This is a genomic window from Tsukamurella serpentis, assembly GCF_054780975.1.
This window is the reverse complement of the sequence record NZ_BAAGVH010000002.1, coordinates 488092-508136: the sequence shown is the minus strand read 5'-3', so window position 1 is coordinate 508136 and position 20045 is coordinate 488092. Positions and strand designations below refer to the sequence as shown.

The following is a 20045-nucleotide window of genomic DNA, read 5'->3' as shown; positions in this document are numbered from 1 at the left end:
GGCACTCACGCGGCGGTGGTGAACGCGACCCACCGCCACCGTCCGGCTGCGGCCTCGACCCGCCCGGCCGCGGCGAGCACCCGCTCGCCACGGCTGTAGGTCAGGAAGATCTCCGCGCCCACGTCCGGATCGTCGGTGCGACGACGGGGCCGGGCTGGCACCGTGCGCGGGGCGGCGACGTGCACGTTCCCCCACCCGGTGACGGTGCTGCCGGCACCGGATTCGGCGAGTGTGCGCAGAACGTCCACCACCGTGGCCGAGGCGATGGTGGTCAGGTGCTTGGCCGGACGGCGGCGGTCGAGTACTTCGAAGACCGGTCGCAGTGTCGACAGGACGAATCGGTGCGCGTCCGGATGCACCGCGGTCACCGGCCCCGCGAGCACCGACCGCTCGCTCGCCGCCCGCTCCGGCCCGGCCGGGAGTGGGGCGGCAGGGAGCGGCCCGGCCGGTACCGGCACCGGCCGGGCGCGCACCAGCGGTCGGCTCGGCGGCTCCGCGTCCGGTGCCCGCAGCACGGTGAATCCGACTCCCGGTGGCGGCGCCGGACACTGCGTGCCGGACTCCGCGATGATGATCGCCCCCATATCAATTAGACGCACCGGGGGCGCCGGAGGATCCCGTTCGCTTCCACCGGGGCGGCGCCGCGCGATCCCGTATGCTGACGCCGACGCCGATTCCCGGGGAGGTGCAGGTGAAGGGCAGGCTCAGCCAGTCCGATGCGGAGTTCTACGCGTTGGAGAATTCCACGACTCCCACTCATGTCGGCTCGCTCGCGATCCTGGAACGCGCCTCCGAGGACGGTGAGCGTCTGGGCTACGAGAAGCTGCTGGACATCATCGAGGAGCGGCTCGCCGAGGTACCCCGGTACCGGCAGAAGGTGCGGTCGGTGCCCTACGGCGTCGCCCGTCCGGTGTGGATCGAGGACCGCGATTTCGACATCACCTACCACGTCCGGGTCTCGGCGGTCCCGCACCCGGGCAGCGACGATCAACTCCACGATCTGATCGCCCGGCTGAACTCGCGACCTCTGGACCGGGCCCGGCCGCTGTGGGAGGTGTACCTGATCGAGGGCCGCTCCGACGGCCGGCTGGCGGTCTTCACCAAGACGCACCTGGCGCTGGTGGACGGCCGTGCCAACGTCGATCTGATGCAGCTGCTGCTGGCGGACGCCCCGCGCACGCCGCAGCCGCCGGACGACCTGTGGATGGGTCAGTCCGAGCCCAGCGACGGGGAACTGGTGATGGGTGCCGTGGTCGACATGCTCTCCCGGCCGGCCCGGACGGCGTCGATGATCCAGGGCATCGTGGGCGAGGTCGCCGAGTCGATCACCGGACTCCAGGAGGACGCCGTGAACGTCCTCGAGCGGGCCTCCAGCCTGGTGCGGGCGCGCACCGCGGTGGCCCCGGTGCGGTCGCTGAACGTGCCGATCTCCCGCAGCCGGAGGTTCGCGGTGGCCACCATGGACCTCGCCGACTTCCGCCGACTGCGAACGGCGTTCGGCTGCACCGTCAACGATCTGCTGCTCTCGGTGGTGGCCGGCGGACTGCGCACCTGGCTGGTCTCGCGCGGGGAGCCGATCACCGCTGGTACCGAGGTGCGGGTTCTCGAGCCGATCGCGGTCGACGACATCGGTCTCGGTGTGGGGGAGCAGGTGCGCGCCTACGTGGTGGCGTTGCCGGTGGCGGAGAGCAATGCGGTGGTGCGGATGCGCCAGATCGCGCACGGTGCGGCTGCGCAGGTGGACCGCAACCGTCAGGTCGCGGCGCGGGCGCTGGCCACCGGCGGCGGCTTCACTCCGGCCACCCTGCACGCGCTCGGTGCCCGCACCGCGATGAGCGTCTCGACGCGGGCCTACAACATCCTGGTCACCAACGCGCCCGGTCCGCAGTCCCCGGTGTACCTCGGTGAGGTCGAGGTCGCGCAGGTGTACCCGGTGCCTCCGCTGGTGGCGAACCAGGTGGTGTCGATCGGGATCACCTCGTACAACGGAAAGGTGTACATCGGCTTGAACGCCGACCGCGATGGGATGTGGGACGTGATCTCGATGACCGATTTCCTGTACGAGGCCTTGGACGAACTCGAAGCGTCCGCGAAGGGGGAGTAGATGACGATCCGGGTGTACGTGCCCAGTACCCTCGCCGGGCTCGAGGTGCTGCAGCGCGACGGTGAACTGTTCCCGTTGGGCGGCACCGTCTTCGGAGTCACACCGGGCCTTCGCGAGGCGTACACCAGTGGCGACGACGAGGAACTCGCCGAGGCGGCGATGCGGCAGGCCGCGCGGGCCTCGCTGCGCCTGCTCGCCGTTGAACCGGACACCGATGCCGGCTGCGCCGGTGACGGGTCCGCGGCGCAGCCGGTGCGGCGGGTGGTGATCACCGCCGACGTCCCGGCCGCCACCGAACGTCCCGACCTCGACGATGCGGTGCTCAAGGTGAGTGCCCCGATCCGGCGCAGCGACGTCCTCGCCGTGCACGTCGACATCGCCGAGGCCGAGCCCGCGGTGACCCGCGCGGCGCAGGTGGTCGACGCCGCCGACCTCGGTGACGAGGACGCCGAGCTCGCCGTCGGTGATGCCGAGGACCACGATCTGGCCTGGTACGCCACCCAGGAACTGCCCTTCCTGCTGGAACTGCTCTGACCCGGCCCGGGACACCCGTCTCGGTCCGCACGGGACATCGGTGACGGGACAAAACGGTGGAAATTGTTCCATCGGTGGGTGGCGTTCTACGCTCAGTGTCATGAGCAATTCACTGCGTGCCCTCCGCGACTGGCTCGAGGCTCCGGCCAAGGACGTCTCCGCCGAACACCCCCGCACCAACCTGGTGCGCGGCGCGATCGCGCGGCTCACCACGCCGCTGCTGCCGGACGACTACCTGCACCTGATCAACCCGCTGTGGTCGGCGCGTGAGCTCCGCGGCCGGATCGTCAAGGTCCAGCAGGAGACCGACGAGTCGGTCACCCTGTCCATCGAGACCGGCTGGGGTTTCAACACCCGCTACGAGGCCGGTCAGTACGTGGGGATCGGCGTGCTGATGGGCGGCAAGTGGACCTGGCGCTCCTACTCGTTGACCTCGGTGCCGGAGATGGGCAGCGGCCGCGAGCCGCGCACCGTGTCCATCACGGTCAAGGCGATGCATGAGGGCTATCTGTCGAACCACCTGGTCAGCGGTGTCTCCGAGGGCACCATCGTGCGGCTGCAGGCGCCGGCGGGCGATTTCACGCTGCCGAACCCGGTGCCGGAGAAGGTTCTGTTCCTCACCGCGGGCAGCGGTATCACCCCGGTGATGGCCATGCTCCGCACGCTCGAGCGCCGCGGCCTGCCCGCCACCACCGACATCGTCGCCGTGCATTCGGCGCCCAACGCCGATTCCGCGCTCTTCCGCGAGGAGCTGGAGGCCTTCGACGCCAATCACCCGAATGTGTCGGTGCAGCTGCGGTACACCCGTGAGGCCGGGCGCCTGACGCCGGAGAACCTCGACGAGGCGGTCCCGGACTGGCAGGACCGGCAGACCTGGATCTGCGGCCCCGGCGTCTTCCTGGGCGACATGGAGAAGGCCTGGAAGAGCCGCGGCATCGAGTCGCGCCTGCACCAGGAACGCTTCACCGTCGAGCGGGCAGACGTCTCGGCCAGCGGTGGCGAGGTCACCTTCCTCAAGGCCGGCAAGACCACCGAGGTCGACGGGGCCACCTCGCTGCTGGAGGCCGGTGAGGCGGCGGGTGTGCAGATGCCCTTCGGCTGCCGCATGGGCATCTGTCAGACCTGTGTCGTGCAACTGGCCGACGGCCAGGTCCGGGACCTGCGCAGCGGTGATCTGCACACCGAGGGGGAGCGTATCCAGACCTGCATCTCGGTCGCCGTCGGAGACTGCACTCTGGACGTCTGACCTGCGCTCCGGCCGGGCCCCGTTGACAACCTACGCAACCGTAACCTACGGTTGCGTAGGTTACGACGGACGACCCGAAGGCTGGACGCATGGCGATCACCGACATTCCGGAGTACGCGCACCTCACCGACGCCGACATCGAGACCCTGGGCGCTGAGCTGGATGCCATCCGGCGCGATGTCGAGGACGCTCGCGGCGCGTCGGACGTGCGGTACCTGCGCCGCACGATCGCTGCGCAGCGCGGTCTCGAGGTGGCCGGCCGGGCGATGCTGTTCGGCGCGCACAAGCGGGTGTTCTGGTGGGGCTCGGCGGCGTCGCTGGGATTGGCCAAGATCATCGAGAACATGGAGCTCGGGCATAACATCATGCACGGGCAGTGGGACTGGATGAACGATCCCGAGGTGCACTCGACCACCTGGGAGTGGGACAACGCCGGCACCTCGCGGCTGTGGAAGCACACGCACAACTACGTCCATCACAAGTACACCAACGTGCTGCACATGGACGACGACGTGGGCTACAAGACGCTGCGTGTGACCCGAGACCAGCCGTGGAAGCCGTTCAACGCCGGCAACATCGTCTACAACACGCTGCTGATGCTGCTCTTCGAGTACGGTGTCGCGATCCAGCACCTGGAGATCGGCCGGGCGGTCTCCAAGTGGAACAAGCCCTGGTTCGATCAGGAGGAGTTCAAGGCCGACGCAGCGGACGTCGCCCGGAAGGTCGGTCGCCAGGCGCTCAAGGACTACGCCGTAGCGCCGCTGCTCGGGCTCCCGCTGGGCGGCCGGCGCGGCTGGCGCACCGCGATGACCGCGATGATCACTGCGAACGTGATCCGCAACGTGTGGACCAATGCCGTGATCTTCTGCGGTCACTTCCCCGACGGTGCCGAGAAGTTCACCAAGCAGGACGTGGACACCGAGACCCGGGCGCAGTGGTACCTGCGCCAGATGCTCGGCAGCGCCAACCTCTCCGGTGGGCCGGTGATCGACTTCCTCTCCGGCAACCTCAGCTACCAGATCGAGCACCACCTGTTCCCGGATCTGCCGTCGAACCGACTGGCCGAGATCGGTGTGCGGGTGCGTGCGCTGTGTGAGAAGTACGACCTGCCGTACACGATCGGGCCGCTGCACGTGCAGTACGCCAAGTCGTGGCGCACGATCGCCAAGCTGTCGCTACCGGACCGGTTCCTGCGCGACACCTCCGACGACGCCCCGGAGACCGCCTCCGAGGCGATGTTCGCCGGCACTCCGTACGCCGCGCCGCGGGTCGATGCGGTCACCGGCCGCCGGTTCGGCCTGAAGGCGGCCCGCGCGGCGGTGCACGCCCGCCGGCGTCGCCGAACCGGAGTGTGACCCACACCTCCCCTGGGACAAGAATCGTGATTTCGTCCCATATGCCTGCTACGGTGGATCCCGTTCTGTTCTTGCGGCCGCGCACCCTCGCGGCCTGACCGATTGGGGATCGCCTCGTGGCTATCACTGACATCGCGGAGTACGCGCACCTGACCGATGCCGATATCGAGGCGCTCGGTGCGGAATTGGATGCGCTGCGCCGCGAGATCGAGGAGGGCCGCGGCGAGGAGGATGCCAAGTACATCCGCCGCGTGATCAAGAGTCAGCGGGTCGCCGAGACCGCCGGCCGCGTCTTCGGTCTGGCCGCGGGCATGAAGGGCTGGAAGGGCAAGGCGGCCTGGGCCGCGTCCGCCGCCTGCCTGTCGTACGCGAAGGTGATCGAGAACAACGAGCTCGGCCACAACATCATGCACGGCCAGTGGGACTGGATGAACGATCCGGAGATCCACTCGGCCAGCTGGGAGTGGGACAGCGCCTCCGACGGCAAGTTCTGGCGCCACACCCACAACTACATGCACCACAAGTACACCAACGTCACCGATATGGACGACGACATCGGCTACGGCATCCTGCGTGTCACGCGCGATCAGCCGTGGGAGCCGTACATGCTGTTCAACCCGGTGTACAACGTCATCCTGATGGTCGGCTTCCAGTACGGCAAGGCCGTGCAGCACCTCGAGCTGATGAACGCCATGAAGGCCGCACTCAACGGCGGTGAGCAGTACGCCGAGTACGACTGGCCCGAGTTCCGTCGCCGGCTCAAGATCGTGCTCACCAAGATCGGCAAGCAGACCGCCAAGGACTACGTGCTGTTCCCGGCGATGGCAGTGCCGTTCACCGGTGCCCGCGGCTACAAGAAGGCCGTCACCGCGAACTACGTGGCCAACACCGTCCGTGACGTGTGGGACCACATGACCATCTTCTGCGGTCACTTCCCCGACGATGCCGAGAAGTTCACCATCGAGGACATCGACAACGAGACCCTCCACCAGTGGTACCTGCGCCAGATGCTGGGCACCGCCAACTTCGAGGGCAGCAACGCGCTGCACTTCATCACCGGTCACCTCGGCCGGCAGATCGAGCACCACCTGTACCCGGACCTGCCCTCCAACCGGTACAACTACATCGCCGGACGGGTCCAGGAGATCTGCGCCAAGTACGACCTGCCGTACAACACCGGCCCCATGTGGCGGCAGTACGCCGAGTCCTGGCGCACGGTGATCAAGCTGTCGCTGCCGGACCGCTACCTCACCGCCACCGTCGACGATGCACCCGAGACCCACTCGAACAAGCGCTTCTACGATGAGGCCGGTGTGACCACTGTGGTCAAGGGTGACTTCGACGAGGCGGGTAACCGCCGCGGCCTGGTCTCGCACGTCGAGCAGCTGACGGCCGCGAAGTAACACCCGGTCCGCTCTGCGCGTAGCCTTGTAGACGTGGCAATTAGTGATGTCGGCGAATACGCCCATCTCGATGACGCCGACATCGAGCAGCTTGCGCGGGAGCTGGACGGGATCCGCGCCCGAGTCGAATCGTCGCTCGGTGAGCGGGACGCTCGGTACATCCGCGGAGTGATCCGCGGACACCGGGCGTTGGAGACGGCCGGCCGGATCGCGATCCTCGGATCGCGGAATCGATGGCTGTGGAGTGCCGGTGCGACCATGCTCGGTGTCGCCAAGATCATCGAGAACATGGAACTCGGGCACAACATCATCCATGGCCAGTGGGACTGGATGAACGATCCGGAGATCCACTCCACCACGTGGGAGTGGGACATGGCCTGCCCGGCCGCGCACTGGAAGCACTCGCACAACTTCCTGCACCACAAGTACACCAACGTCGTGGGCATGGACCTCGACGTCGGCTACGGCGTACTCCGGGTCACCCGGGACGAGCGCTGGCAGGCCAAGCGCTCGGCGCAGTTCCTCAACAACCTGTTCCTGGGGCTGACCTTCGAGTGGGGCATCGCCCTGCACGACATCGAGCTCGCGGAGGCGATCGCCGGCAACAAGTCCTGGACGCAGACCCGGCGCCAGCTCCGCGAACTCGGTATCAAGGCCGCCCAGCAGCTCAGCAAGGACTTCGTGATCCACCCGCTGGTGAGCAAGGCGCTCGGCGGCTCCTTCGGGCGGACCGTCACCGCGAACCTCACCGCGAACGTGATCCGGAACCTGTGGACCTACGTGGTCATCTTCTGCGGTCACTTCCCGGACGGTGCTGAGAAGTTCACCCCCGAATCGATCGTCGACGAGACTCCCGGGCAGTGGTACCTGCGGCAGATGCTCGGGAGCGCGAACATCTCGGGCGGACGGGTCATGGATTTCATGACCGGCAACCTCAGCTACCAGATCGAACACCACATGTTCCCGGATCTGCCGTCGAACCGGCTGGCCGAGATCAGCGTCGACGTACGCGAGCTGTGCGAGAAGTACGACATCCCCTACACCGAGGGACCGCTGCTGCGGCAGTACTACCTCTCGCAGCGCACCATCGCCAAGCTCTCGTTCCCGGACCGCTGGCTGCGGGCCACGTCCGACGACGCTCCGGAGACCGCGTCGGAGCTGCGTTTCGCGGCGATCCGTGACCGACTGAGCCAGGCGCAGCACAGCGCCCAGGACCGGCTGGTGCACGCCCAGGAGGACGCGCAGGACCGCCTCGCCCACGCCCAGGAACTCGCCTCGGACCGGCTGGCGCACGCCCGCGAGGCCGCGCATGCCGCCTCGCAGGAGGTGCAGCGGGTGGGGCTGCGCACCGCGATCGCCGAGGCTGCGCGGCACAAGGTCGAACAGAAGCGGGCGCAGGCGCAGGTTCAGCGTGCTCGTCGCGGGCGGCGTCGTATCAGCCGGTGAGCCGCCGCGGCAGGATCATCACCGGTGCTGGTGACGCCTTGATGATCTGCGCGGTCGCCGTCATCGGCATCATCTGCTGCCGCCGGGTGGCGGCGCCCGCCCCGAGCAGGAGCAGCTCGCCGGACTTCCAATTCACGGATTCGACGGCGGTGTTCCAATCGGTGCCGATTCCCAGCTCCACCGGCGTCCGTTCGGCGGTGTGATCGCTGGTCTCCTCGAGTGCCTCCCGGATGCTCGTGCGGGTGCGCTCGCGCCAGGCCCGCAGCATCTGATCGTCGGCTCCGGCGGGGTAGGGCACCGACTCCCGGACCGAGAAGGAGACGATCCGCAGCGGGACGCTCCAAGAGGCCGCCAGCGCGGCCGCCGCGGCCAGCAGACCGTTCGCCCCGGCCCGGCCGCCGTAGGCAGCGGTCATCCGGGTCACGCCGATCGGACCGGGCCGGTAACCGCGCGGGGCGATCGCCACCGGCAGTGCACCGGAGCTCACCAGCCGATCGGTCACCGAACTCATGCTCGCCCGACCGAGCAGACCGAAGGCCGACGATCCGACGGTGACGCAGCTCGCCCGGCGCTGATGCGCCACGGCCATCAGTCCCTCCGCCACGGAACTCGCGCCGGTCACCGTGATCTCGATGAGCGAGCCGCCCGAGACCTCGTCGGCGATCATGCGTAGTTCCCGCTCGGCCTGCTCGGTGGCGAGTCGGGCGTACTCGTCGTCGGACTGTGCACGGCGCTCCACCACGGTGGTTGCGAGCACGGGATCTCCGGTGGTGCGGGCCAATTGGGCGGCGAGCTCGATCGGGGCGGCGGCGTGCGTACCGGTGCGCAGACCGGCGATGACGGTCATGCCGGCGACCCTTCGGTCGTCTCGCCGCTGTCTTCATCGACCGCGTCGTCGGCCGGCACCTCGACCACCGGGAGCCGGTACTGCGCGCGGATCCGGTCGACCACCTCGAAGCGCCGCCAGTCGGAGGCGTCGGCGGCGAGGGTGGAGATGACCAGCCGGTCGGGCTGGAACTCGCCGATCGCGGCCGCGAGCGCTCGCATCGGCCGCTCGTCGCCGATTTCGCCGTCGGCGCTCAGGCCGAGCCGGCGGACCGCCTCGAGGGTGGATCGCAGATCGTCGCGGCTCGGATGCCGCGGGTTCTGCGGGACCACCAGGTGCACCATCGGTGCGCCCGTTCCGGTCGTGCGAGACCCGGTGTGAGGCCCGGCCGGAGCGCCGGTGAGCGCCCCGGCCAGCGCGTCGGCCAGGGCGTCGGAGTGGACGGCCCGTTCCGCCAGCACCAGGATCCGTTCCGCGCGCGGCTCCGGTTCGGTGACCGGACCGGAGGGCGGGCCGGCCGTGACCGGGCGCCGAGAGGCGATGAAGCGGCGGTTCGCGGCGTACAGCACCAGTACCACCAGCCAGGCGCACAGGCTCAGTACCAATTGCGTCCGGACCGCCTGGTCCAGGTACATCTGCACCAGGACCGCCAGCATGGCGACGACGGTGGCGATCGACAGGAACGGGAACAGCCACATCTTGACGGTCAGCCGATCGCTGCCGTTGCGCAGCCGCAGCACGATCTGCGAGATCGCGATCAGGAGGTAGACGAACAGGATGATGGCGCCGGACGAGTTCAGCAGGAACTCGAAGATGCTGCGCTCCCAGAACGATGCGGCGATCACGCACAGAAGTCCGATCACCGAGGAGGCGAGGATCGCTGTCACCGGGACCCCGCGGCGGGAGATCCGCACCAGCCGGGCCGGCGCCTCATGCCGGGCCGCGAGCACGAAGAGCATCCGGGAGGCGGTGTACATGCCTGCGTTCAGGCAGCTCAGGACGGCTGTCAGGACAACGGCGTTCATGATGTGCTCGGCGCCGCCGATCCCCATCCGGTTGAACGCGGAGACGAACGGCGAGGCGGCGATCTCCGGGCCGTTCCAGGGCAGGATCAGCGCCAGTATCAGGGCGGAACCGACGAAGAAGATCACGATCCGGGCGATCACGGAGTTCGCGGCGCGGGTCACCGCGCGTTCGGGGTTCTCGGATTCGGCGGCGGCGATGGTGGCGATCTCGGCGCCGACCATGGAGAAGATGGTGGTGACCACGCCCACCGTCACTGCGCTCACCCCGAGGGGGAAGAAGCCGCCGTGGTCGGTGAGATTGGACAGGTCCATCGAGGTGTTCGGCCACAGGCCCAGTACGAAGCACGAGCCCAGCACCAGGAACACCACGATCGCCGCGACTTTGATTCCGGCGAACCAGAATTCGAACTCGCCGAACGAGGTGACGGAGAACAGGTTGGTCGCCGTCATCAACACCAGCAAGAGCAGCGCGGTGGACCAGATCGGCACGCCCGGGAGCCAGTACCGGATGATCTTGGCTCCCGCGATCGCCTCGAAGCCGACCACGATCACCCAGAAGTACCAGTACAGCCAGCCCACCGAGAACCCGGCCCAATCGCCGAGCGCCGCGCGAGCGTAGTCGGCGAAGGCGCCGGTGGTCGGATTCGCCACCGCCATCTCGGCCAGCATCCGCATCACCATCACGACCAGGACACCGGCCATCGCGTAGGTGAGGAAGGCGCCCGGACCGGTGGACCTGATCACCACACCGGAGCCGACGAACAGGCCGGCGCCGATCACGCCTCCGATCGCGATCATCCGTAACTGGCGCTCACTGAGCGCCTTCTTCAACGGGGGTGCTTCAGCCATGGTGCTCTCCGAGCGCGGGCGGCGCCGAGCGGTAGCTCACCGGTGTACCGGAGAGCCGCAGCGGATTGGCCACCTGCGGGGCGCCCCCGGGAACCGACACCGTCGGACTCAGACCCAAGGATTCGGCGTAGGCGAAGGCCTCGGCCACGTCGTTGATCGGGCCGGCGGGTACGCCGACCGCGGTGAGAGCGGTGTACCAGTGGTCGGCGTCGTGGCCGGCCAACCGGTCGGCGATCAGCCGATACAGGTCCTGACGGTGCGCCACCCGATCGGCGTTGCTCCGGAATCGGGGATCGTCGGCCAGCTCGGGTGCCCCGAGAACCTCCAGGAGGCGCGCGAACTGACGATCGTTCCCCACAGCCAGGGCGAGCGGCCGGTCTGCGGTGGGGAAGGTCTCGTACGGTGCGATCGACGGGTGACGGTTGCCCATGGGCCGAGGCACCACGCCCGCGCCCGCGTACCCGGAAGCCTGGTTGACCAGCGACGACAGCAGAGTCGAGAGCAGGTTCGTCTCCACCAGTTGTCCCTCACCGGTCGCATCGCGGTGGTGCAGCGCGGCCAGCACACCGGTGGCGGCGTGCAGGCCGGTGAGCACGTCGACCAGCGCGACGCCGGTCTTGGTGGGTGCGGCGGGATCCTGGCCGGTCACGCTCATCAGGCCACCCACGGCCTGCACCAGCAGGTCGTAACCGGGAAGATCGGCGCCTTCGCCGGCGCCGAAACCGGTGATGGAGCAGTAGATCAGGTCCGGGCGGGACCGGCGGAGCTGCTGGTAGCCGAGACCGAAACGGTCCATGGTCCCGGCTCGGAAGTTCTCCATGACGATGTCCGCGCCGGCGACGATCCGCTGTGCCCGTTCCTGGCCCTCGGCGGTGCGCAGATCCACCACGTGGGACTGCTTGTTGCGATTGACCGAGTTGAAGTACGTTGCGGTTCCGGCGTTGTCGTAGGGCGGCCCCCACGCCCGGGTGTCATCACCCGCCCCTGGGCGTTCGATCTTGATCACCGTGGCGCCGAGGTCACCGAGCATCATGGTCGCGTACGGTCCGGCGAGGACCCGGGTGAAGTCGGCGACCACGACGCCGTCCAGGGCGCCCCTCCCGGCGTGCGGGGCGTTCACCGGGAGCTCCGGGAGCTGCGGACGTACGCGGTGGTGGTGCGGGTGAAGAACTCCCGGGCCGCTTCGCCCTGCTCACCGGGGCCGTAGGAGCTGGCCTTGGCCCCACCGAACGGGACGTGCGGATCGGCGCCCGCTGACTCCGAGTTCACGTGCAGGATCCCGACATCGACGCGCTCCAGTGCGGTCAGTGCTCGATCCAGATCGTCGGTGAACACCGACGCGGAGAGTCCGAACTCGCCGGCGCCGGCCAGTTCGAATGCCTCCTCGGTACTACCGACCCGGGCCACCGCGAGGACCGGCCCGAACAGCTCGTCGAACCAGATCGACGGTGGCGCTGCCGGATCGACCTCCAGCACCGTCGGCGGGACGAAGTACCCGGGCGTCGGCCCGGTTCCCGCGCCCTCATCCCCGCCGGTGGGTTCGCTGAGCAGGCGGGCGCCGTCGGCGATCGCGGTGTCCACAGCGGCCAGCACCCGGTCCCGGGCGGCGGCGGTGATCACCGGTCCCATGGTGACCGTCGGGTCCAGAGGGTCACCGACCACCTGCGCGGCGGCACCGTCGACGATCGCCTTCAGCAGATCGTCGGCGACGGTGTCGACGACCACCAGCCGCGAGGTGGCGGTGCACTTCTGGCCGGTGGAACGGAAGGCGCCCAACAGGATCTGTTCAGCGGCATGGCCGAGATCGGCGTCGGCGAGCACCACGGCCGGGTTCTTCCCGCCCATCTCGGCCTGCACCGGCACTCCGCGCGCGGCGCAGCTCGCCGCGATGGACCGACCCGCTGCGGTGGACCCGGTGAAGGTCACGGCATCGACCGAGCTGTCACCGATCAGGTGCGCCCCGACCTCGGCGCCGCCCTGGACCAGATTCAGCACGCCGTCCGGGACCCCGGCCTCCAGTAGTGCCGATGCCAGCCGCATCGCCAGCAGCGGAACGGTATCGGCGGGTTTGAACACCACCGTGTTCCCGTGCACCAGCGCAGGTGCGATCTTCCACGCCGGAATGGCGATCGGGAAGTTGAACGGGGTGAGGACCGCCACCACCCCGACCGGCCGCCGGGTGGTCAGGATCTGTTCGCCCCGGCGGGGCGAGCTGAAGATCCTTCCCTGTTCCCGGTCGGCCGCTCCGGCCTGGTAGCGCAGCACCTGGGCGGCGCGCTGAACCTCGCCGATGCCCTCGGCCAGAGTCTTGCCCTCCTCGTGACTGAGGTCCGCGCCCCAGGTGTCGGCGTTCGACTCGATGATCGCCGCAGCACGGGTGAGGATCTCGGCGCGCGCGTGCAGCGGCGTCGTGGCCCACTCGGGGGCGGCGCGGCGTGCTGCGGCGACTGCGGCACTGACGTCCACCGCGCTGGCCGAACGGCCCTGCGCGACGACGCAGTCCGGCTGGGCGGGGCTCACGCTCACCAGGTCCGGCCCGCCACCGTCGACCCAGCGTCCGTCCACGAGGGACCGGATCCGGGCGGGCATCAGCGGAACGCCTGCTGGCCGGTCAGCGCCCGGCCGATCGAGAGCATGTGCATCTCCGACGTCCCCTCGTAGGTGAGCACGGATTCCAGGTTGTTCGCGTGCCGCAGTGGTGAGTAGCCGAGAGTGATCCCGTTGGCGCCCAGGATGGTCCGGCACTCCCGGGCGATCGCGAGGGCCTCTCGGACGTTGTTGAGCTTGCCCAGGCTGATCTGGTCGGGTGCGATGGCGTGGTCGTCCTTGATCCGTCCCAGGTGAACGGCGAGCAGGTAGCCCTTGCCCAGTTCGAGGGTCATATCGGCGAGCTTGGCCTGGGTGAGCTGGAAGCTGGAGAGCGGGCGGTCGAAGACCTCCCGCGTCGCCGCGTAGTCGAGGGCGGTCGCCAGGCTGTCGCGGGCAGCACCGAGAGCGCCGAAGACGATCCCGAAGCGCGCCTCGTTCAGGCAGGACAGCGGAGCGGAGAGGCTGGTGGCCTCGGGCAGCCGGGCGGAATCGGGCAGTCGCACCTCGTCGAAGGCGAGCTCCGCGGTGATCGATGCCCGCAGCGAGAGCTTCCCCTTGATCGGGTTCGCGGTGAATCCCGGTGTGCCCGAGGGCACCAGGAATCCACGTACGCCCTCCTCGGTCTGTGCCCAGACGGTGGCGACGTCGGCGATGGATCCGTTGGTGATCCACATCTTGCTGCCGCTGAGCACCCAGTCGCCACCGTCGCGGCGGGCGTGGGTGCGCATTCCGGACGGGTTGGAGCCGAAGTCGGGTTCGGTGAGGCCGAAGCAACCGATCGCCTCACCGGTCGCGAGGCGCGGGAGCCACTGCTGCTTCTGCTCCTGAGAACCGTAGCGATGGATGGAGAACATCGACAGCGATCCCTGCACCGAGACGAAACTGCGGAATCCGCTGTCGCAGGCCTCCAGTTCCAGGCAGGCGAGACCGTATTCGACGGCGGACATCCCGGCGCAGCCGTAACCGTCGAGGTGCATTCCGAGCAGCCCCAGGGAGCCGAACTCCTGCGCGATCTCCCGCGGCAGTGCCCCCTCGTCGAACCAGTCGGCAACGTGCGGCCGGAGCTTCGCGTCGACGAATTTGCGGACGGAGGAGGCGATCTCACGTTCGTCGGCACTGAGTAGGCGGTCGGTGTCGAACAGGGCCAGTGGCGTGGTGCCGGTGCGTGCGGTGGTCATCGGAGCCTTTCAGTGCGGGTCGTAGCTGAGGTACGGGTCGGGTTCGGAGGATGCGGGTCGGTTCAGGGAGGGGAGCGGGGCGTCCGCTGTCAGAGGGTTCCCAGGCCCTCGCGCAGCACCTGCAGGGCCTCGTCGAGCAGCTCGACGGGCAGGTCGAGCGGCGGCAGGAATCGCACGACGTTGCCGAAGGTGCCTGCGGTGAGCAGGAGTACGCCACGGTCCAGGCAGTACTTGCTCAGGGCGGCGGTCGCGGCGGCGTTCGGTTCGGTGGTGCCGGGTACTACGAGCTCGGCGGCGATCATCGCGCCGCGGCCCCGGATCTCGCCGATCAGACCGCCGGTAGCGGCCTGCATATCGGTCAGTTCGGTGGTGAGGGCGGTGCCGATCTCCCGGGCCCGTTCCAGCAGACCCTCGCCCTCGATGGTCTCGAAGACGCCGAGCGCCGCCTCGCAGGCGACCGGGTTTCCGCTGTAGGTGCCGCCGATTCCGCCGCGGTGTGCGGCGTCCATGACGTCGGCCCGGCCGGTGACGCCGGCCAGCGGTAGGCCACCGCCGAGGCCCTTGGCGGTGGTCACCAGATCCGGCACGAGTTCCTCGTGTGCGCTGGCGAACCAGTCTCCGGTACGGGCGATTCCGGTCTGCACCTCGTCCGCGACCAGCAGGATGCCGCGCTCGCGGCAGAACTCGGCCACCTGCGCCAGGAAACCCGGTGCGGGAACGATGAAGCCGCCCTCGCCCTGGATGGGTTCGACCACCACCGCGGCGACCTGCTGGGCGCCGATCTGCGCGTCGATCAGCAGCCGGAACTGTTCGAAGGCCTCGGCGGCGGCGTTCTCCGGACCGCTCGGCCACCGGTACGGGTACGCCATGGGCGCGCGGTAGACCTCCGGGGCGAACGGGCCGAAGTCCTTCTTGTACGGATCGGCCTTCGCCGTCATGGACATCGTCATCAGGGTGCGGCCGTGGAAGGCGTGGTCGAAGACGACCACCGCGGGGCGGCCGGTGGCGATCCGCGCGTACTTGACCGCGTTCTCCACCGCCTCGGCGCCGGTGTTGAACAGCGCGGTGCGCTTGTCGTGGTCACCGGGTGTGAGCTCGTTGAGACGTTCGGCCACCGCGATGTAGGACTCGTACGGGGTCACCATGAAGCAGGTGTGGGTGAATCGCTCCAGTTGCGCGTGGGCCCGCTCGACGACTCGCGCGGCGCTGTTGCCGACGGTGGTCACCGCGATCCCGCTGCCCAGGTCGATGAACGCGGTCCCGTCCACGTCGACCAGTAGTCCGTTGCCGGCGGTGTCGGCGAAGACCGGCATGCTCGATCCGAGACCGGCGGGCAGCGCGGCCTCACGCCGGGCCGCCAGCGTGCGTGATCGCGGGCCGACCAGCTCCGCCGGGGTCCGGCTCGTCGATGCCGCCGGGGTCCGGCTCGTCGATGCCGCCGGGGTCCGCTGCTGTTCGGTGCCTGGTGCACCTGCCGTTGTGGTCATCGTCGGTGTCCTTCCGCTGGAGGTATCCGCCGACGGTAGGTGTGAACCCGCCCACAGCGATATGGCCGAGCTGTACAATTGTTCTGTTGCCACTGTCCGGTCTGTACAACTCCGTCAGGAGGTCTCGTGCCGCTCACAGTGCGGAACCTCGCCCGCCGGCAGTCGCTGGGGCTGCGCCTGGTCGCCGGTGCGCAGGCCGCCGACAGGGAGATCCTGTGGGCGCATCCGATCGAACTGGAGGACCCCTCGCCCTGGCTTTCACCCGGCGTCCTGGTGATGACCACCGGCCCGAACCTGGGGAGCACGGCCGCGCAGCAACGCCGCTACGTCGAGCGCCTGGTCCGTGCGGGCGCCGCCGGACTCGCCGTCGACACCGGCACCGTCGTCGACCGCGTGCCCGAGGGGATCGCCGCCGCCGGCACCGAACTGGGACTGCCGATCCTGGCGGTACCGGCCCGCACCCCGTTCATCGCGGTGACCCACGAGGTGGTCGACGAGATCACCCGTTCCCAGGTGAGGCAGGTGCAATCGGTGGTCGATCAACAGGACCGGCTCGCCCGTGCGCTGCTGCGTGACGGCCTGCCGGGACTCGTTGCGGCGCTCGGGAAGGCCGTCTCCGCGCCGCTGGCGGTGGTCGACGGTGACGGTTCTGTGCTGGCCACCGCGGGCCGCTACCCGGCCGCGATGATCGAGCGCGCCCGCGCCGCCATCGCCGACGCCTTCGACGGGCAGTCGCTGCCCCGCAACGTCACTCACGTCATCGAGGACGCCACCGGATGCACCACGCTGATGGGAGCGGCGCTCGGCGGTGGGCGCATCGTGATGCTCGGCGCCGCCACACCGGCGCCGCTCGAATCCTCCGGCCGCATTCTGATGGCCCACGCCATAGCGCTGGCCACCCTCGCGCTGGGGCGGGCGACCGAACTGCTCGACGCGGAGGAGCGGCTGCGCGGTGCGATCACCTCCGCGCTGCTCGCCGCGCCCGGCACCGTCGCCCCCGACCTACTGACCACCTACGGATTCGATCCCGCCGAGCGAGTGGTTCCCATCGTGCTGACCGGCGTCGAACAGGGCTCGGCGAACGTCGTCCTGTCGGTGATCCGGCGCGGACGCATCCCGTACCTGTCCACCACGATCGATCAGGGACTCGTCGTGCTGGTGCCCGCCGAACGCGCCGGCGAGACCCTCGACGCCGTCGAGCGTGGCACTGCCGAGGTGCTGCGACGCACGGTGCGCGGGGTGCGCGGACCGGAGACCGGATGGGACGGGATCGGTGAGGCGGTGCACCGGGCCGCTGCCGCAGCGCTACTCGCGGACGGCGGCGGGATCTCCTCGTTCGGTGAGGCGACCGCCCTGATGCTGGTGCTCAGTGGACGCGACCGCGCGGATCTGCGGGCGATCGCCGCCGCCGCGCTGGGCCCTCTCGACGGCGAGCTCACCGACACCCTGCGCGCCTACCTGGACGCCGACGGGCGCCTCGAACGGGCCGCCGAGACACTCGGGGTGCACCGGCACACCGTGCGGCACCGTCTGGCCCGCGTGGAGGCCCTGCTCGGCTGCGATCTCACCGCATCGTCCAGTCGCGCGGAACTGTGGCTGGCGCTGCGTGCGCAGGACCTCGCCGACGTCCTGGAACCGTCTTCGAACGCGGTGCCCGGTGCTGCGGGGCGTACCCTCGACGTGCAATTCGTAGTCGAGAGGTCGTCGGGAGTCGAGTGATGAAGCCCTTGCGTGTAGCGATCGTGGGGTCCGGGCCATCGGGATTCTTCGCCGCGGGGAACCTGCTGGAGCAGGACGATATCGAGGTCCAGGTCGACGTCTTCGACCGCCTGCCCACGCCCTTCGGCCTGATCCGCTACGGCGTGGCCCCCGATCACCCGGCGATCAAGTCGGTCACCAAGATCTTCGACCGCACGGCGCAGCACGAGGGTTTCCGCTACTTCGGCAACGTCGAGGTCGCCACCGATGTGCAGGCCTCCGAACTTGCGCAGTGGTACGACGCGGTGATCTACGCGATCGGCGCCTCCGGCGGCCGGCGGCTCGAGGTCGACGGCGCCTGGCTGCCCGGCAACCACCCGTCCAGTGACTTCGTCGGCTGGTACAACGGACACCCGGACCGGCGGGAGCTCGATGTGGACCTGGGCGTTGAGCGGGCGGTGGTGATCGGGAACGGCAACGTCGCATTGGACGCGGCGCGGATCCTGGTCACCGACCCGGCCAAACTGAGCGATACCGATATGGCCGACCACGCACTCGCCGCGTTGCGGAACTCGTCTGTGCGGGAGGTGGTGGTGCTCGGCCGCCGCGGTGCCGAGCAGGCCGCATTCACCCCTGCCGAGGTCGCCGAGCTGGGCAAACTGCCCGGGGTCGATGTGATCGTGGACCCTGCGGATGTTCCCGCCGAGGACAAGGAGCGCGACAAGGCCCGTCCACCGGTTGAGCGCAACAACCTCAAGCAGCTGCGGCGACTGGCCGCACTCGAACCCGGCGGAGCCGACCGCCGGATCGTGCTGAAGTTCCTGCGCTCGGTGGTCGGCATCGGCGCCGGCGAGGACGGCGCCTCGGTGGCAACGGTGTCGGTCGCCCGCAACGAACTCGTCGAGGGGACGGACGGCACCGTCGAGGCGCAGCCCACCGGAGCCGTGACCGAGCACGAGGCGGGCCTGGTGATCCACGCCGTGGGCTACCACGGAACCCCGATCCCGGGGATCCCGTTCGACACCGAGCGGGGGGTGTTCAGCAACGCCGACAGTCGGATCGTCGGCTACGACGGCGAGCCGCTGGTCGGGCACTACGTGGTGGGCTGGATCAAGCGCGGCCCGTCCGGGGTGATCCCGACCAACCGCGATTGCGCCCGCGACACCGTTTCGGTGCTGCTCGCCGATGTCGCGGCCGGCCGGATCGAGCGCAGTTCGTACGACGCCGCGCAGGTGGAGCGGCTGATCGTCGACCGGGTCCCGGACCTGGTGGAGTACGACGGTTGGATGGCCATCGACGCTCACGAGACCGCTCTCGCCGAGGAGCACGGCCGGCCCCGAGTGAAGCTGACCAGCGTCGACGCGATGGTCGACGCCGCCCAGCGTCCTTCGGAGTAGCTCTGCGTGTGTCGCCGTATCGCCCGGGCGGACCTCACCGATCCGCTTCTCGCGCAGTTCCTGGCCGAGCACCTGCGGGAGATGGAACCGACCGCCCCGCCCCAGAGCAGGCACGCCCTGGACCTGACCGGCCTCGCTGCCCCCGGTGTGCGGCTGTGGACCATGCACGACGATGACGAGTTGGTCGGACTCTTCACCCGGTAGCTGCACCAATGTCGGTCTCAGCGGCGCCCGTCTTTTCTGACCTGCGGTTTTGTTCTGGGTGCGCCGCTGAGGCCGACATTCGTGCGGACCTGGCGAGTATGGGCGGAGGTACCGTCGGAAGTGGGCCGTGGCGCACCGAAACCCACAGGCAGAGTTGATGAGGAGCGGACATGACCGACAGCGGTGCCATCACCGAGATCCCGGGCTATGAGACTGCGGTCCTGGCCGGTGGTTGCTTCTGGGGCATGCAGGATCTGATCCGCCGACAGCCCGGGGTGGAGTCGACCCGGGTCGGGTACACCGGCGGCACGAACGCCCACGCCACCTACCGCAATCACCCCGGCCACGCCGAGGCGGTGGAGATCGTCTTCGACCCCAGCAGGACCAGCTACCGGGACCTGCTGGCCTTCTTCTTCCAGATCCACGATCCCACCACTGCGGACCGACAGGGCAACGACGTCGGCACCAGCTATCGATCGGCGATCTTCCCGGTGGGCGGGGAGCAGGAGCGGATCGCCCGCGCGACCATCGCCGATGTGGACGCCTCGGGCCTCTGGCCCGGCAGGGCCGTGACCACGATCGAGCCGGCCGGCCCGTTCTGGGAGGCCGAACCCGAGCACCAGGACTACCTGGTGAAATACCCGAGCGGCTACACCTGCCACTTCCCGCGCCCGGGCTGGACGCTGCCCGAGCACACCGGTTAG

17 protein-coding genes are annotated in these 20045 nt (G+C 69.2%); 10 read left to right on the top strand and 7 right to left on the bottom strand.

Annotated features, from left to right (window positions below; genetic code table 11):
- Positions 1-5 precede the first annotated feature (5 nt).
- Positions 6-599, bottom strand: coding sequence for an Rv3235 family protein (locus ACYVHG_RS04830; RefSeq protein WP_461166282.1), 594 nt, complete (start codon positions 597-599; stop codon positions 6-8).
- Between the two features lie 92 nt (positions 600-691).
- Here ACYVHG_RS04830 and ACYVHG_RS04825 point away from each other — a divergent pair, with 92 nt between their 5' ends.
- The 6 genes from ACYVHG_RS04825 to ACYVHG_RS04800 all read left to right on the top strand — a co-directional run bounded on the left by ACYVHG_RS04825 (position 692) and on the right by ACYVHG_RS04800 (position 8088).
- Positions 692-2104: a WS/DGAT/MGAT family O-acyltransferase gene (locus tag ACYVHG_RS04825; RefSeq protein WP_461166924.1), complete on the top strand. Its 1413-nt coding sequence runs from the start codon at positions 692-694 to the stop codon at positions 2102-2104.
- A gap of 6 nt (positions 2105-2110) precedes the next feature.
- Positions 2111-2638: a DUF6912 family protein gene (locus ACYVHG_RS04820; RefSeq protein WP_461166923.1), complete on the top strand. Its 528-nt coding sequence runs from the start codon at positions 2111-2113 to the stop codon at positions 2636-2638.
- 100 nt (positions 2639-2738) lie between these two features.
- Positions 2739-3884, top strand: coding sequence for a ferredoxin reductase (locus ACYVHG_RS04815; RefSeq protein ID WP_461166281.1), 1146 nt, complete (start codon positions 2739-2741; stop codon positions 3882-3884).
- 89 nt (positions 3885-3973) lie between these two features.
- Positions 3974-5239 carry a fatty acid desaturase family protein gene (locus tag ACYVHG_RS04810; RefSeq protein WP_461166280.1) on the top strand — a complete coding sequence of 422 codons (1266 nt, stop codon included), beginning with the start codon at positions 3974-3976 and terminating at the stop codon, positions 5237-5239.
- 116 nt (positions 5240-5355) lie between these two features.
- Positions 5356-6642, top strand: coding sequence for a fatty acid desaturase family protein (locus tag ACYVHG_RS04805; RefSeq protein ID WP_461166279.1), 1287 nt, complete (start codon positions 5356-5358; stop codon positions 6640-6642).
- Positions 6643-6675: 33 nt separating this feature from the next.
- The gene (locus ACYVHG_RS04800) at positions 6676-8088 is read left to right on the top strand and encodes a fatty acid desaturase family protein (RefSeq protein ID WP_461166278.1); all 1413 of its coding nucleotides are present in this window, start codon (positions 6676-6678) and stop codon (positions 8086-8088) included.
- Here the strand turns inward: ACYVHG_RS04800 and ACYVHG_RS04795 are convergent.
- The 6 genes from ACYVHG_RS04795 to gabT form a co-directional block, all read right to left on the bottom strand.
- Positions 8078-8935: a universal stress protein gene (locus ACYVHG_RS04795; RefSeq protein WP_461166277.1), complete on the bottom strand. Its 858-nt coding sequence runs from the start codon at positions 8933-8935 to the stop codon at positions 8078-8080. The genes ACYVHG_RS04800 and ACYVHG_RS04795 overlap by 11 nt on opposite strands.
- A complete protein-coding gene (locus ACYVHG_RS04790; protein ID WP_461166276.1) occupies positions 8932-10788 on the bottom strand; it encodes an amino acid permease in 1857 nt (618 codons plus the stop codon). The genes ACYVHG_RS04795 and ACYVHG_RS04790 overlap by 4 nt, the downstream gene beginning before the upstream one ends.
- Positions 10781-11908 carry a CaiB/BaiF CoA transferase family protein gene (locus ACYVHG_RS04785; RefSeq protein WP_461166275.1) on the bottom strand — a complete coding sequence of 376 codons (1128 nt, stop codon included), beginning with the start codon at positions 11906-11908 and terminating at the stop codon, positions 10781-10783. Before ACYVHG_RS04785 ends, ACYVHG_RS04790 begins: the two co-directional genes overlap by 8 nt.
- Entirely contained in the window at positions 11905-13377 is a 1473-nt protein-coding gene (locus ACYVHG_RS04780; protein ID WP_461166274.1) for an aldehyde dehydrogenase family protein, read from the bottom strand. The genes ACYVHG_RS04785 and ACYVHG_RS04780 overlap by 4 nt, the downstream gene beginning before the upstream one ends.
- On the bottom strand, positions 13377-14555 hold the full coding sequence (locus ACYVHG_RS04775; RefSeq protein ID WP_461166273.1) for an acyl-CoA dehydrogenase family protein: 1179 nt from the start codon (positions 14553-14555) through the stop codon (positions 13377-13379). The genes ACYVHG_RS04780 and ACYVHG_RS04775 overlap by 1 nt, the downstream gene beginning before the upstream one ends.
- 89 nt (positions 14556-14644) lie before the next feature.
- Positions 14645-16042 (bottom strand): 4-aminobutyrate--2-oxoglutarate transaminase, encoded by a 1398-nt coding sequence (gene gabT / locus ACYVHG_RS04770; protein ID WP_461166272.1) that lies wholly within the window; start codon positions 16040-16042, stop codon positions 14645-14647.
- Between the two features lie 126 nt (positions 16043-16168).
- On the opposite strand from gabT, the gene ACYVHG_RS04765 reads away from it, so the two are divergent.
- The 4 genes from ACYVHG_RS04765 (at position 16169) to msrA (ending at position 20045) form a co-directional block, all read left to right on the top strand.
- A complete protein-coding gene (locus ACYVHG_RS04765) occupies positions 16169-17761 on the top strand; it encodes a PucR family transcriptional regulator (protein ID WP_461166271.1) in 1593 nt (530 codons plus the stop codon).
- A complete protein-coding gene (locus ACYVHG_RS04760) occupies positions 17761-19137 on the top strand; it encodes an FAD-dependent oxidoreductase (protein ID WP_461166270.1) in 1377 nt (458 codons plus the stop codon). The genes ACYVHG_RS04765 and ACYVHG_RS04760 overlap by 1 nt, the downstream gene beginning before the upstream one ends.
- A 6-nt stretch (positions 19138-19143) precedes the next feature.
- Positions 19144-19341 (top strand): hypothetical protein, encoded by a 198-nt coding sequence (locus ACYVHG_RS04755; protein ID WP_461166269.1) that lies wholly within the window; start codon positions 19144-19146, stop codon positions 19339-19341.
- Positions 19342-19511: 170 nt separating this feature from the next.
- The gene (gene msrA / locus ACYVHG_RS04750; RefSeq protein WP_461166268.1) at positions 19512-20045 is read left to right on the top strand and encodes a peptide-methionine (S)-S-oxide reductase MsrA; all 534 of its coding nucleotides are present in this window, start codon (positions 19512-19514) and stop codon (positions 20043-20045) included.

What these genes read in the sequence shown, in the direction of transcription:
- ACYVHG_RS04815 (WP_461166281.1), top strand. Translation starts at nt 2,739, where the DNA reads ATGAGCAATTCACTGCGTGCCCTCCGCGACTGGCTCGAGGCTCCGGCC.
- ACYVHG_RS04810 (WP_461166280.1), top strand. Translation starts at nt 3,974, where the DNA reads ATGGCGATCACCGACATTCCGGAGTACGCGCACCTCACCGACGCCGAC.
- ACYVHG_RS04795 (WP_461166277.1), bottom strand. Translation starts at nt 8,935, where the DNA reads ATGACCGTCATCGCCGGTCTGCGCACCGGTACGCACGCCGCCGCCCCG.
- ACYVHG_RS04790 (WP_461166276.1), bottom strand. Translation starts at nt 10,788, where the DNA reads ATGGCTGAAGCACCCCCGTTGAAGAAGGCGCTCAGTGAGCGCCAGTTA.
- ACYVHG_RS04780 (WP_461166274.1), bottom strand. Translation starts at nt 13,377, where the DNA reads ATGCCCGCCCGGATCCGGTCCCTCGTGGACGGACGCTGGGTCGACGGT.
- ACYVHG_RS04775 (WP_461166273.1), bottom strand. Translation starts at nt 14,555, where the DNA reads ATGACCACCGCACGCACCGGCACCACGCCACTGGCCCTGTTCGACACC.
- gabT (WP_461166272.1), bottom strand. Translation starts at nt 16,042, where the DNA reads ATGACCACAACGGCAGGTGCACCAGGCACCGAACAGCAGCGGACCCCG.
- ACYVHG_RS04760 (WP_461166270.1), top strand. Translation starts at nt 17,761, where the DNA reads ATGAAGCCCTTGCGTGTAGCGATCGTGGGGTCCGGGCCATCGGGATTC.
- msrA (WP_461166268.1), top strand. Translation starts at nt 19,512, where the DNA reads ATGACCGACAGCGGTGCCATCACCGAGATCCCGGGCTATGAGACTGCG.